The 14075-nt window shown below is 65.5% G+C and carries 10 protein-coding genes; 9 read left to right on the top strand and 1 reads right to left on the bottom strand.

The genetic code is table 11. The features are described from left to right. Nucleotides 1–286 precede the first annotated feature (286 nt). From F2P44_RS11080 to F2P44_RS11060, 6 genes are read left to right on the top strand one after another with little or no spacing between them, the layout of a single operon-like run. Nucleotides 287–1495, top strand: coding sequence for an isochorismate synthase (locus tag F2P44_RS11080; RefSeq protein WP_167086764.1), 1209 nt, complete (start codon nt 287–289; stop codon nt 1493–1495). Continuing rightward, nucleotides 1492–3123, top strand: coding sequence for a (2,3-dihydroxybenzoyl)adenylate synthase (locus tag F2P44_RS11075; RefSeq protein WP_167086763.1), 1632 nt, complete (start codon nt 1492–1494; stop codon nt 3121–3123). The genes F2P44_RS11080 and F2P44_RS11075 overlap by 4 nt, the downstream gene beginning before the upstream one ends. Continuing rightward, nucleotides 3120–3995 carry an isochorismatase gene (locus tag F2P44_RS35060; protein WP_223165022.1) on the top strand — a complete coding sequence of 292 codons (876 nt, stop codon included), beginning with the start codon at nt 3120–3122 and terminating at the stop codon, nt 3993–3995. Before F2P44_RS11075 ends, F2P44_RS35060 begins: the two co-directional genes overlap by 4 nt. Beyond that, nucleotides 3992–7852: a non-ribosomal peptide synthetase gene (locus F2P44_RS11070; RefSeq protein ID WP_223165021.1), complete on the top strand. Its 3861-nt coding sequence runs from the start codon at nt 3992–3994 to the stop codon at nt 7850–7852. The genes F2P44_RS35060 and F2P44_RS11070 overlap by 4 nt, the downstream gene beginning before the upstream one ends. After that, nucleotides 7849–8679, top strand: a complete 831-nt coding sequence (locus F2P44_RS11065; protein ID WP_167086761.1) for a siderophore-interacting protein — start codon at nt 7849–7851, stop codon at nt 8677–8679. Before F2P44_RS11070 ends, F2P44_RS11065 begins: the two co-directional genes overlap by 4 nt. Beyond that, a complete protein-coding gene (locus F2P44_RS11060) occupies nt 8676–9470 on the top strand; it encodes a 2,3-dihydro-2,3-dihydroxybenzoate dehydrogenase (RefSeq protein ID WP_167086760.1) in 795 nt (264 codons plus the stop codon). Before F2P44_RS11065 ends, F2P44_RS11060 begins: the two co-directional genes overlap by 4 nt. 613 nt (nt 9471–10083) lie before the next feature. On the opposite strand, the gene F2P44_RS11055 is transcribed toward F2P44_RS11060, so the two are convergent. Beyond that, nucleotides 10084–10269: a hypothetical protein gene (locus tag F2P44_RS11055; protein WP_167086759.1), complete on the bottom strand. Its 186-nt coding sequence runs from the start codon at nt 10267–10269 to the stop codon at nt 10084–10086. Between the two features lie 381 nt (nt 10270–10650). Here F2P44_RS11055 and F2P44_RS11050 point away from each other — a divergent pair, with 381 nt between their 5' ends. The 3 genes from F2P44_RS11050 (at nt 10651) to F2P44_RS11040 (ending at nt 13394) form a co-directional block, all read left to right on the top strand. Next, on the top strand, nt 10651–12240 hold the full coding sequence (locus F2P44_RS11050; protein ID WP_167086758.1) for a hypothetical protein: 1590 nt from the start codon (nt 10651–10653) through the stop codon (nt 12238–12240). Nucleotides 12241–12270: 30 nt separating this feature from the next. Next, nucleotides 12271–12747, top strand: a complete 477-nt coding sequence (locus tag F2P44_RS11045; RefSeq protein ID WP_167086757.1) for a hypothetical protein — start codon at nt 12271–12273, stop codon at nt 12745–12747. A gap of 101 nt (nt 12748–12848) precedes the next feature. Further along, nucleotides 12849–13394 carry a PEP-CTERM sorting domain-containing protein gene (locus tag F2P44_RS11040; RefSeq protein ID WP_229423498.1) on the top strand — a complete coding sequence of 182 codons (546 nt, stop codon included), beginning with the start codon at nt 12849–12851 and terminating at the stop codon, nt 13392–13394. The last annotated feature ends 681 nt before the right edge of the window (nt 13395–14075 follow it).

Below are 14075 nucleotides of genomic sequence, written 5' to 3'. Positions count from 1 at the left end.
GCCGCGGGTAGTGGCGTGGACGGCAAGGGCCGCCGCGGCATGCGGTGACAAGCCCGGTTGGCGGGCGGCGAGGTGCGGTACGGGCATGATAGGTCTTTTCAGGTGTGATGAACATTCGTCATCGTTGACAGGCGTGAAACTTGAGCATACCATAACAGCTAAATGCGAATCAATCTCATTTGCATTAATATTTATATTGTAAATGATTCTCATTATGATCTATAGTTCGGCCCCGCCTACCCGGCGAATCGCTCCGATTGCCCTCCTAACGCAAGGAATATTCACCATGAATGACAGACTGCACGGCCACTACCTGAGCCGTTCCAGCGCGGCCGACCTGTGCGCGCACTACGAAGCTGGCGCCACCCTGTTTTCGTCGCCCGGCCACACGCTGCTGGCCAGCGGCAAGCGCAGCATCCTGGCGCCGCAGTCCGGGTCCGCACTGGCCGGCGCCGCCAGCGCCCTGCTGCGCTGCGCGCGCCGCGACGGCAGCGCGCTGCCGGTGATGATCGGCGCCGTGCCCTTCCTGGCCGACGCAGCGGCGCACCTGTTCATTCCCGAGCACGTGATGATGGCGACCGGCCCGGCCAACCTGCCCGCCGCAACCCCGCAAGCGCCACCGGTGCGCGCCCGCTTCCCGCGCACCATCGCGTCCGTTCCCACCCAGGACCAGTACCAGCGCGCCGTGGCCCGGGCGGTCGAACGCATCCGCGCCGGCCAGCTTGAAAAAGTGGTGCTGTCGCGCTCACTGACCCTGGAAACCGAGATCGACCTGGCCGGCCTGCTGGCGCGCCTTGGCGCGCGCAACGCGCACGGCTACACCTTCGCCATCGACCTGGCGCCGGATGGCGACGGGCGCCGCACCCTGATCGGCGCCAGTCCCGAGCTGCTGCTCTCGCGCATTGGTGCCCGCGTGCGCTGCCACCCGCTGGCCGGCTCGATCCCGCGCAGCGCCGACCCGCATGAAGACCAGCGCCGCGCGCAAGGCCTGCTGCAGTCCCAAAAGGACCTGCACGAACACGCGCTGGTGGCCGACATGGTGGCCGACTCGCTGCGTCCTTACTGCCACTCGGTGAGCGTACCGGCCGTGCCATCACTGATCGCCACGCCCACCATGTGGCACCTGGGCAGCGAAGTGACGGCGCAACTGAACGAGCGCGATATGAGTTCGCTCGCGCTGGCGATGGCGCTGCATCCAACGCCAGCCGTCTGCGGCCACCCCGCCGCGCTGGCGCGCAGCTTCATCAACGAGGCCGAAGGTTTCGACCGTGGTTTCTTCGCCGGCCTGGTGGGCTGGATGGACGCCAACGGTGACGGCGAATGGGCCGTGACCCTGCGCTGCGCCGACGTCGGCGCCCACAGCGCCACCCTGTACGCCGGCGCCGGCATCGTCGCCGGATCGGACCCCGAACTCGAATTCCTCGAAACGTCCGGCAAGCTGCGCACCATGCTGCGCGCGATGGGCCTCGAAGCGGTGCTGGAGGAAGCGGCATGAGCAGTGACTATCTGCCCGGTTTCACCCCGTATCCCGACGACTTTGCGGCGCGCTATCGCGAAGCCGGCTACTGGACCGGTGAAACCTTCGGTTCTCTCCTGCGCGATCGCGCAACGCAACATCCCGACGGCATCGCCCTGGTCTGCGGCGCACGCCGCTGGAGCTACGCCGAACTTGACCTGCGCGCCGACCGCTTCGCCGCTGGCCTGGTCCGCCTCGGCATCGCCCCGCGCGACCGCGTGGTCGTGCAACTGCCCAACGTGGCCGAATTCTTTGTCGCCTGCTTCGCCCTGTTCCGCATCGGCGCGCTGCCCGTGTTTGCCCTGCCGGCGCACCGCCGCCACGAAATCGGCCATCTGTGCGCGTTTACCGGCGCCGCCGCCTACCTCATCGCCGACAGCGACGCCGGCTTCGACTACCGCACCCTGGCGCGCGAAGTTCCTGCCGTCCCGCGTGTCATCGTGCTCGGGGACGCCGCCGAATTCATTTCCTTCGATTCGCTGTATGACGACCCGATGCCGCTGGCCGGCCCGCAGCCGGGCGACGTGGCCTTCTTGCAGCTCTCCGGCGGCACCACCGGCCTGCCCAAGCTGATCCCGCGCACCCACGACGACTATTTATATAGTGTGCGCGCCAGCGCCGACATCTGCGAACTTGACCGCAGCAGCGTATATTTATGCGCCCTGCCGGTCGCGCACAATTTCCCAATGAGTTCCCCGGGCAGCTTCGGCGTGTTCCATGCGGGCGGCTGCGTGGTACTGGCGCGCCGGCCCACGCCCGACGACGCCTTCCCGCTGATCGACGCCGAAAGCGTGACCATCACCGCGCTGGTGCCGCCTCTGGCCATGGTCTGGCTGGACGCCGCCGGCGCCACCCGCCACAAGCTCGGTAGCCTGAAACTGCTGCAAGTCGGCGGCGCGCGCCTCTCGGCGGAGGCGGCCTGCCGCGTCAAGCCGGTGCTCGGCTGCGCCCTGCAACAGGTATTCGGCATGGCCGAAGGCCTGGTCAACTACACGCGTCCCGACGACTCGCCCGAACTGACCGCCAATACACAGGGCCGCCCGATCTCGCCAGCCGACGAAGTGCGCATCGTCGACGACGAAGACCGCGACCTGCCGGACGGCGAGATCGGCCACCTGCTCACGCGCGGCCCGTACACCATCCGCGGCTACTACAACGCCGAAGAACACAACGCGCGCTCCTTTACCAGCGACGGTTTCTACCGCACCGGCGACCTGGTGATGCGCCTGCCGTCCGGCCATCTGGTGGTCGAAGGACGCGCCAAGGACCAGATCAACCGTGGCGGCGACAAGGTCGCGGCCGAAGAAGTCGAAAACCACCTGCTGGCCCACCCCGCCGTGCACGACGCGGCGCTGGTGTCGATGCCCGACGCCTACCTGGGCGAGCGCAGTTGCGCCTTCATCGTCACGCGCGGCGCGCCGGTACGGGCGATTGAACTGACGCGCTTCCTGCGCGAACGCGGCGTGGCCCAGTACAAGATCCCCGACCGCATCGAATTCGTCGAGCGCTTCCCCACCACCGGCGTCGGCAAAGTTAACAAACGCCAGCTGCGCGAACAAATCGCCCAGTTGATCGGCACTCAATCACAAGATCGGCAAGTACCATGACCATTCCAAAAATCGCTTCCTACCCCATGCCAACGGCCATGCCGGACAACCGCGTCAGCTGGATGCCTGAACCGAAGCGCGCCGTGCTGCTGATTCACGACATGCAGGAATACTTCCTCGACTTTTACGACACCGCCGCCGCGCCGATTCCGGAGCTGATCGCCCACATCAAGCAGCTGCGCGATGCAGCCGATGCCGCCGGCGTACCGGTGGTCTACACCGCGCAGCCGGCCGAACAATCGGCCCAGGACCGTGGCCTGCTGACCGACTGGTGGGGCCCCGGCCTGACCGCGAAGCCCGAGCGCGCCCCGGTGGTGGCAAGCCTGGCGCCGCGCGCGCAGGACGTGGTCCTGACCAAATGGCGCTACAGCGCATTCGTGCGCAGCGACCTGCTGGCGCGCATGCGCGAACAGGGCCGCGACCAGCTGATCGTGTGCGGCGTGTACGCCCACATCGGCTGCCTGATGACCGCCGCCGACGCCTTCATGAGCGACATCCAGCCCTTCCTGGTGGGCGACGCGCTGGCCGACTTCTCGGCCGAACAGCACCAGATGGGCCTCGACTACGTGTCGCAGCGTTGCGGCGTGGTCGCCAGCACGGCCACCGTGACCGGCGCGCTCAAACCGGCAATCGCCTGGCACGCCACGCGCAGCGCCCTGCAAGCGGAAGTGGCCGAACTGCTGGCGGTACCGGCATCGGACCTGCTCCCGGACGACAACCTGCTCTTCGCCGGCCTCGATTCGATCCGTCTTATGAGCCTGATCGAACGCTGGCGCCGTGCCGGCATCGAAACCACGTTCGTCGAACTGGCCGAACGTCCGACCCTGGCCGACTGGTGGGAACTGCTCGACGCGCGCCGGGTGAACAAGTGAGCGGCGCACGGCTGGCGCTCACTAGCGCCCAATACGGCATCTGGCTCGGGCAGCAGCTCGACGCCGCCAGCCCCGCCTACTGGACGGCGGAAGCGGTTGAACTGAACGGCCCGCTGGACGCCGCCCACTTCGAGACCGCGCTGCGCCAGGCCGTGCGTGAATGCGACTGCCTGCACATGCGCTTTGCCAGCGACGGCGACGCGGTCTGGCAAACGCCCGATCCGCAAGAGGACTGGCCGTTCGCCCGCCACGACATGAGCGACGCCGAGGCCCGGCTGTGGATGCAGGCCGACTTGCAGCAGAGCGCCGACCTGGCGCGCGGCCCGCTGTTCGCCAGCGCGCTGCTGCAACTGGCGCCAGGCAAGGCGTTGTGGTACCTGCGCGCCCACCACATCGCCCTCGACGGCTTTGCCTATGCCATGCTGGCGCAGCGCGTGGCGGCCCTGTATTCGGCCCGCTGCGCCAATACCGATGCCCCGCCCGCGCGCGCCGGCAAGCTCGATCCGGTGGTGGCCGAAGATGCCGCCTACGTCGCCTCGCCCGCCTACGCACGCGACCGCGACTTCTGGATGGCGCGCATGGCCGATGCCGGCGCGCCGGCGATGCTGGCCCCACCGGCCACCGTCGCGCGCGGCGTGCGCCGTGTGCGCGGCGGCATCGCCACCAGCATCATCGAACGCTGCCAGGAAGTGGCCAGCGCCGCCGGCGTGGACTGGGCCGCCGTGCTGATCGCCGCCACCGGCGCCTGGCTGCGCCGCTACGCCAGCGCCGGCGACCTGACACTGGGCCTGCCGGTCATGGGCCGCCTTGGCTCGGTGGCGCTGACGATTCCCTGCATGGCGATGAACATCGTCCCGCTGCGCCTCACGCCGACACCGTCGCAATCGCTGGCAGATCTCGCGCGCGCGGTCGCCTCCGAGATGAAGGCGATCCGCCCGCACCAGCGCTACCGCTACGAACACCTGAAACACGACCTGGGCATGAGCGGCGGCACGCGCCGCCTGTTCGGCGCGGTCGTCAACCTGATGCCGTTCGACCGCCCGCCGGTATTCGGCCCGCTGCATGCGGTATCGCACCCGGTGTCGGCCGGTCCGGTCGAAGACCTGTCGATCACCATCGCCCCCGGCACGAACAGCCGCATCGACATCGAAGCCAATCCGGACGCCTACGACGAAGCCACCTTGCATGCGCTGCACCAGTCGCTGTTGACATCGCTGACAGCCCTGCTTGAACAGCCCGACGCGCTGCTTTCCGACATCCTCGGACAAGCGCCGCACGCCACGCCAGCCCTGCTGTCGGGCGGCGCATTGCCCACCGCGCCCACATCGGTGCTCGCCGCCCTGCTCACGCACGACGCGCACAAGACCGCGCTGATACACGGCGACGTCGAACTCAGTTATGCGGAACTGGTAACAGCCGTCCAGAACATGGCCGGCCGCCTGCGCGACGCCGGCGTTACCGAAGAAAGCCGGGTCGTGCTGCTGCTGCCGCGCGGCGTCGATACCGTCGTCGCCATGCTGGCCATCATGTGGGCCGGCGGCGGCTACGTGCCGCTCGACCCGGACGGCCCTGCCCTGCGCGTGGCCGCCGTGCTGGAAGACGTGAAGCCGACGCTGGTGGTCAGCCTGCGCAAATACGCCCTGCTGTTGCCAACGTCAATGCCGCTACTGTGCATCGACGAAGCCATGCCGTGTACACCGATGGCGGCTCCGCTGGCAGTCGCCGACAGCGCACTGGCGTACATCATCTACACCTCCGGTTCCACCGGCCGGCCAAACGGCGTGATGATCGAGCGCGCCGCGCTAGCCCACTTCGGCGCTGGCGCCAGCGCGCGCTACCAGGTCACGGCTGCCGACCGCGTGCTGCAGTTCGCCCCGCTGCATTTCGACGCCAGCGTCGAAGAGATTTTCCTCACCCTGGGCGCCGGCGCGACCCTGATCCTGCGCGACGATGCCATGCTCGAATCGCTGGAGCGCTTCATCGACGCCTGCGCGCGCCTGCGCATCAGCGTCCTCGATCTCCCGACTGCCTTCTGGCACGAACTCGCCTTCCACGTCGGCCAGCACGGCGCCCCGCTGCCCGACTGCCTGCGCCTGGTCATCATCGGCGGCGAGGCCGCGCTGGCCGAACGCGTGGCGCGCTGGCGCACGGCCGCGCCAAGCCATCTGGTGCTGCTCAATACCTATGGCCCGACCGAAGCCACCGTCATCTGCACCACCGCGCAACTGGCCGGCCCGGACGCCATCGCCTGGAGCGGCGATGCCGTGCCGATCGGCCGGCCATTGCCTGGCGTCGATATCGCCGTCTGCGCACCGCACGTGGTCGGTATCGGCGAAGAAGGAGAACTGTGCCTGATCGGCGCCGGCCTCGCGCGCGGCTACTTCGACCGCCAGGCCTTGAGCGCGCAGCGCTTTGTCACCCTGCCCGATGGCCGCCGCGCTTACCGCACCGGCGACCGGGTGGTGCTCGGCGAAGACGGCGAATTGCGCTATCTGGGCCGGCTCGACGATGAAGTCAAGATCAGCGGCCACCGGATCGACCCGACCGAGATCGAAGCGGCCCTGCTTCAGTATCCCGGCGTGCGTGAAGCGGCGGTCGTGTGCCAGCAGCAGGCCGACGGCGGCAAGCACCTGCGCGCTTTCGTGGCCACCGCCGGCAAACTCAATGCACCGGCCCTGCGCGCCTTTTTGGCCGAGCGCTTGCCGGCAGCGGCCGTGCCGTCCAATTACGCCAGCCTGGCGCGCCTGCCGCGCAACGCCAACGGCAAGATCGACCGCTCCGCACTACGCGCGCGTGAGCTGGAGGCCGCGCCAACCGCGCTCGGCGCCACCCCGCTCGAACAGTCGGTGATGTCGGTCTGGCGCGAGGTGCTCGGCGTGGAAGCGTTGACGCCAATGGACGACTTTTTCGCACTGGGCGGCAAATCGCTGCAAGCGATCCAGGTCGCCAACCGCCTCGGCGCGGCGCTCAAGCGCGAAGTCGCGGTATCGGCCCTGTTCCGCCACCGCACCGTGGCCGCGCTGGCGCATTCGCTCGGCACCGTCGGCCATGCGCCGCCGGCCGCCGCCGCTGGGGGCGAGTTCGCGCCGCTGCTGACCATCCAGCGCGGCAGCGGCCCGGCCCTGTTCTGCGTGCATCCGGCCGAAGGCCTGTCGTGGTGCTATCTGGGCCTGGCCGCCTACCTGCCGCACACACCCATCTACGGCTTGCAGGCGCGCGGCATGAGCGGCACGCCGCCGGCCGATATCGACATGCAGCTCGACGACTACCTTGCCCTCGTGCGCGGTGCCCAGCCGCACGGGCCGTACCGCCTGATCGGCTGGTCCTCCGGCGGCGGCCTCGCCCACGCGCTGGCCGCTCGCCTGCAAGCCGCCGGCGAAACGGTATCGCTGCTGGCGATGATGGACTCCTACCCAAGCGACATCTGGGAAGGCAAACCGGAAGCCGACGAACGCGACGCCCTGATCGCGATGCTCGACGTGATCGGCGCAACATCGCTCGACGCCGATGGCCAGCCGCTCCCGCGCGAGGCGCTGCTGGCCCAGTTCCGCCAGCCGGGCAGTTCGCTGGCCACGGCCGACGACGCCCACCTCGAACGCATCACCACCACCGCGCTGCTGTCGATGCGCCTGTACCGCCAGCTGCGCCATCCGCGCTACGAAGGCGACGTGCTGTTCTTCCACGCCAGCCGGCGCGGCCCGGACGCCCCCGACTGGAAAGGCTGGACGCCGTACGTGAACGGCCAGCTCGAACGCATCGACGTCGATTGCACCCATTCGTCCATGAGCCAGCCGGCGCCCCTCGGGCACATCGGCCGCGTGCTGGCCCAACGCATTCACCCGGAAGGCAGATCATGACCACTCCCAAACGCACACCGCCAAGGATGCTGTACGTGCGCCGCACCTTGCAACTGACTGCGCTGATGCGCCGCATTACGCTGGCCGGCGAGGCGCTGGCAGGCTTTCCGGAGAACAGCGACGGTGCCCACATCAAGCTGCTGCTGGCGCGCGACGGCCAGCGCGAGCCGGTGCTGCCGACGCTCGGTCCCGATGGCCCGGTGTGGCCGCCGGCCGACATCCGCCCCATCGCGCGCACCTACACGGTGGCGCGCTACGACCCCGAAGCGGGCGAACTCGATGTGGACCTGGTACTGCACGGCGACGACGGCCCCGCATCGCGCTGGGCCGTCGTCGCACAGCCGGGCGACGCCATCGGCGTGGCCGGTCCGGGCGGACCGCCGCGCTTCGTACCATCCGCCGACTACCACCTGATGATCGGCGACCCGAGCGCGCTGGCCGCGATTGCCGCCGCACTGCGCGGCGTGCCCCGCAAGGCGCGCGGTACCGTGCTGATTGAAGTTCCCGACCACTCCGAAGTCCAGGCGCTGCCCTACCCCGCCGGCTTTGCGGTGCACTGGCTGTCGCGCCGGGGCGCCCGTCCCGGCACCAGCACCTTGCTGCTCGACGCGGTCAAGGCAATGGCATGGCCGCCGGGCCGGGTGTCGGTCACGCTGGCGGGCGAAAGCAACCAGCTGCTGGCCGTGCGCGACTTCTTGCTGTCCGTGCGCGGCGTGGCCCGCGCCGACATGTACGCCGTCCCGTACTGGAAAGACGAACACACCGAAGAGGCGTACCACGCCGAACGCCATCGCATCATGGATGAACTGGAAGAAGCCGCAACATGAATACACGCTCGCCAAAACAATTTGAAGGCAAGGTCGCGCTGGTCACGGGCGGGGCGCAGGGCATCGGCGCGGCCGTGGCACGCCAGCTTGCGCGCGAGGGCGCGGCGGTAGCGGTGCTGGACGTAAAGGCCAGTGCGGTCGAGGACATGGCGGCGACGCTGCGCGCCAGCGGCACCGACGCCATCGGCATCGCGGTCGATGTCACTGACAGCGTAGCCGTGAACGAGGCGGTGGCGCGCGTGCGGCGCGAGCTCGGTGAGATCGATGTGCTGGTCAACGTGGCCGGCATCCTGCGCATGGGGTCCATCCTGGACTATAGCGATGCGGATTGGGAGCAGACGTTTGCCGTCAACGCCGGCGGCGTGTTTCGCCTGTGCCGCGCGGTGGCGGCAGGCATGGTGGAACGCAAGCGCGGCGCCATCGTGACGGTGGCATCGAATGCGTCGACGGTGCCGCGCATGCAGATGGGGGCGTACGCGGCGTCGAAAGCAGCATCCACGCAGTTCATGCGCTGTCTTGGACTGGAACTGGCGCCGTACGGGATTCGCTGCAATGTGGTCTCGCCAGGGTCGACCGATACGGAGATGCAGCGCCAGCTATGGAATGGGACTGATGGGTCGCAGGGGGTGATCGGCGGGTCGCTGGAGACGTTCCGGCTGGGGATTCCGCTAAAACGGATCGCGACACCGGACGATATTGCTGATGCGGTGCTGTACTTGGCGTCCGACAGTGCGCGGCACATCACCATGCATGATTTGCGCATCGATGGTGGAGCGACGCTGGGCGGATAACGCGAAGGGCGTTCTTTACCTGTCGTTATCGCGACCTGACATGAACCATTTTCAGTCTTCTTTTGGCGGCTTTGAATGCGGCGCGACGGGCTCAACGCCCTCCCCGGACAACATTTCCGACAGTTCCTCTGAGGAAAGCCGCTTCATTTTCTCTTCAAGCTTTCGGTCGTACTTTCGGTCGTTCGGGTCGCGCTGTTTGTGTGCCTTGCGGGCATACTGCTGAACAAATCGGCCTAGTTCGCCCGCTAGTCGAGATTTTGTGCGTTTTGGAAGCATGAGTACAAGGCCGAGGATTCGCCGCTGCAGTCCGCAGACCGACGCGCCAAGCTGATCCCGGTCTTTCGCATCATCAGCTGGCGTCTATTTTTCTCGACCATGCTCAACCGCACATACCCAGACGCCAAGCCTGGACTGGCACTGACACGCGCAGACATTGAGCTCCTTGATCACTTGGCAAGAGACGGCAAGAGATCTCGCAAGGCGTTTCCACTTTCCCGCTATCCAGAGAAAATTGCGCAGCTTGGCGGCTATCTCGCGCGGACCAACGATCCGTCACCCGGCAACAGCGTGATGTGGCGCGGGATGCGCCGATTGGCAGACAGGCAGTTCGGCTTCAACCTGGCCTCGGAAAGATATGGGCCACTGCAAGCGTGGCCGGACGCTGACGTTGGACCTGCAACGGCGTGCGCAGCTTGGCGGCCAGGATGTCGATCACCCCGGCCATCAGGCTATCCCTCAGTTCGGCCTTGCCGCCGGAGCTGACGCCAGGCAGCCAATAGAGGTAGTCCAGCAGGCGCATGGGCGGTATTGGCATGGCAGGTGACAGCCATTATTCGCTGCTTGTAGTTTTTTGCCAACGAATAGCAAGAGGCGGCCTCAGCATCTGACAAGTGTCAGAAAATATTTAAATATTTGTTAACGGTGCGATATTGTTAACAAGCAAATCCGCCGCAGGGCGGTATGAGCCCCGCGCTTGCTGCGGCCAGTACAGCCCAGGACACCGAAACGTGACCATGGCAACAGGGCTTGCCATGGTTTTCTTTGCGATTGACCAATAGGGGAGACCTTCATGCGTGTTCGGGGCACATTGGGATATGGACTTCACCAGCTTGAGTCGAGCCGCCTGGCTCGGCTCGTTGGCGTCGGGGCATTCTGTTTGTTCGGCGTTTTAGGTTTGGCTGTGAACGAAGCCAAAGCCGACACCAAGGGCAAGGTGTTGTACGGAAAGCTGACATATGACCGGGTACCCTCCACGCTGGAGGACGGGCTTGACTACAGCGCGCTTGTGCACAAGCCCATTCGCAACGTGCGGGTGGTGCTGGTTGAATACAGCAAAGAGGGCGGCACCAACAGGGAACTCGCGGCCACCATCTCAGGGGAAGATGGTAGCTACAGCTTACCGGTTCCCGATCTGGTCACGCGGGTCAGGGTCCGGGCGTTCGCCGAGACGAGCAATCCGCCATTGCGGGTTCAGGACAACACCAACGGCAACGCCTTGTACACGCTGGAGTCTGCTGCAATTACGACCACCGCAGCGGTCACGGTCAAGGACCTGAACGCAGGCAGCGGCTGGGGAGGGTCGTCCTACACGGGCGCGCGTGCGGCTGCACCGTTTGCCAGCCTCGACACGCTCTACGCGACGGCACGCGCTTTCATGGCGGTGCGGCCCCAGGCGAATTTTCCTTTGCTGCCAATTAACTGGAGCGTCAACAATCGCCCGGAACCTGGCGATAGTGCTTTGGGCCAGATCAACACGTCGCACTACAACAGTCGCGTGGGCGGCATCTTCATCCTCGGCAAGGCGGATGTGGATACCGACGAATACGATGCCCATGTCATGGTGCATGAATGGGGTCATTACTTTGAAGACAAGCTGGCTCGCTCGGACAGCATCGGTGGCACTCACGGCTCTGGCGACATCGTCGATCCACGGCTTGCCTTTGGCGAAGGGTTTGGAAATGCGCTGAGCGCGATGATCCTTTTTCCGGACGCGAAGTACAGGGATACCGGAGGAGTCGGCCAGGCCCTGACGACGCTGATCATCGACATGAAAACCAACGACTCCGACGATCCGAAGCCGGGTTGGTTCTCCGAAGCGTCGGTGCAATCCGTGCTGTATGACTTTTTCGACCCGGCCAATGAGTCGTTTGACAACGTGGCGCTTGGACTGGGACCCATCTATGACATCATGACGGGGGGGCAGAAGAGTAGCCCGGCTGTGACTTCCATTTTTTCGTTCACCAGCGCCTTGAAAGCAGTCCCCGGCACCCCGGCCTCCACGATGGCGGCCATCGACAGCCTGACCTCGACGTCGGGTATCGACCCGATTCAAGACGCGTTTGGGACCGGCGAGACCCACAACGGCGGCAATGCGGCGAACCTGCCGCTTTTCCGGCAGATGACGGTGGACGGCGATAGCCTGACCCTGACGTTCCTGGCCGATGTGGACAACATCAACAGGCTTGGAGCGAACCGCTACATCAGGTTCACCAGCCCTACCGCAGGTCCGATCCAGGTCATCGGGACCTCGATCAACGACATCGGGCTCACGCTGCTCGAAGACGGCAAGAAGATCGCCGTCGCCGACATCGACACCACCGGAACCGAGCAGCTCTCGTTCCTTGCCAAGGCGAACAAGGTGTACGTCCTCACGGTCCAAGGCTTCGTTACCAAATCGAGCGGCCAATACACCGCGTCGGTTAGCATCGCAAGCGGTGAGAGCGCGGGCAAGGCCACGATTGTCAATCGAAAAACCAAAGCGGTCCGCTAAAGCGTTCCCCGCCTACCTAAGGATGCCATCATGCAAGTGAAAATTTCAACGCTGGCGGCGGCGCTCGCCGTCGGACTGATCACCTCATTCACGGCCGCGGCCGTCCAGGCCAAGCCACAGGCGCCCGTAGAAATCGTCGGAACGGTGCGAGCGCAACAAGCCACGCTGAAGATCGCCTTCGAGTCGGCTGCGCAGCAGGTCAATGTCCGGGTCTACGGCGTGGATGGCCTGACCGTGATTGGAACCGAGTCACCCGTCATCGGCGGGACGTTCGCCGCCGGCCAGGTGATGACGCTGCTTGTCAACTACAAGCCAGGAGCGGGCACGAGCAATCTGGCGGTGCAGGTCGATGGTCAGTTTGACGGCAAACGGCGTTCGACGATTTCGTCGTTCACCGTGCAAGACGGCCAGGCTACCAGATCCAGCGCCGACAGCAGCACGGCGCCGGCCATATCGGTCGACGGCCGAGGCCGGCGGATTGCCATCCTGCCAGCCCAAACCAAATAGCAACGTGCCGGCAAGACCGGCGCTCTTTACAAGCGCTGCGGTCTTGCTTGAGCTTTCGCCCTCCCACCCAATGACTTAGCAACTATCAAAAAGGAATGACCATGTTTCTGAAATCGACACTGCTCGCCCTGGCCTTTTGTGCCTTTGCATCGACCGCCCAGGCTGATTCCATCCACACCATCACCGGCGACACGACTGGTGCCGCCATCTTCAATCGACCGGTCGAGGACCTTTCCGGCTTGTCGGAAATCGGCACGGATGTCAGCTTCAACCAATTCAGCTTCACGGTGTCCGCAGCGGGCCAGTACTCGTTCTTGACGACGGCGGCTTTCGACTCGTTCGTTTTCCTTTACAGCCCGAGCTTCAATTCCAGCTCGTCGCTGACGAACGCCCTGATCGGTAACGACGATCTTCTTGGTACGACCACATCGGGCTTCGTGACCCACCTGGACGCCAACACGTCTTACGTACTGGTGATTACCGGTTTTGAAGGCTTCGAGTATGGCAAGCACAGCACGACCATTGGCGGACCCGGCGCCATCACCATCAGCGCCGTTCCCGAACCCGAGGCCTATGCGCTGTTGGCACTTGGCTTGGGCGTGGTGGGCTTGGCACGCCGTCGTGCGACGTCCCTGAAGACAGCCTGAACGGAACTTGCGAGCTGCGCGCGCAGTGACCATGACAGGGCAAGCAAGTACCTGAATGCCGTGGTCGGCTTTGCATCGGCATGCATGACGAGCCAATAACAAAGCCTAAGCGAGTGCTTCACTGAAAGGGTCGGCTCGGCGCCGTCTTGCATCGGGCGTCGAGTCGCACGACGATAGCGTCACGCCGCCGGAAAGCGGCGTGTAGTTAGGCGGATGCCAGCACGTGGTTTGGTCTTGGATGGCGGCGACATCCCTTCGTTTGATTGCTTCCGTGATCCTGTCGACAAAGGCCTCTAGCCATGTAAATGCCGTCCCATCCTGTTCTGCTGGGTCCCAGCCCCGCTTAACGAGCCACTGGTCGGTCAAGGCTGCCTCTGTTGGGAAGCGCGCGAATATGACGGACGAGGCGATTTTCGTTTTCGTACAAATTCATGCAGAGGTCCGAACCTTTTAAAGGTCTGATTAACGCTAGGAAGGTTACTTGGGCCAGCTTTTACCGGTTGCTTGCCGATTTTACTCTTCGGTCCAGGGGTACCTATCGATCGGTCCGCTCGCGTTAAGGGTTGTCCGATGCCGGCCGCCGTCACAGACTCAAACTGATGCACGCAAGCGTCTCCGGCCGGCGTTGGGCAAGCCGCGAAGGAGGAAACCGCGGGATGTGTCGTTGTCGTCAAGCTGTGC

The organism is Massilia frigida, assembly GCF_011682175.1.
GTDB classification, from domain to species: Bacteria; Pseudomonadota; Gammaproteobacteria; order Burkholderiales; family Burkholderiaceae_D; genus Telluria_A; species Telluria_A frigida.
Note: the sequence above shows the minus strand (reverse complement) of the source record. Positions and strands in the feature narration are given on the sequence as shown.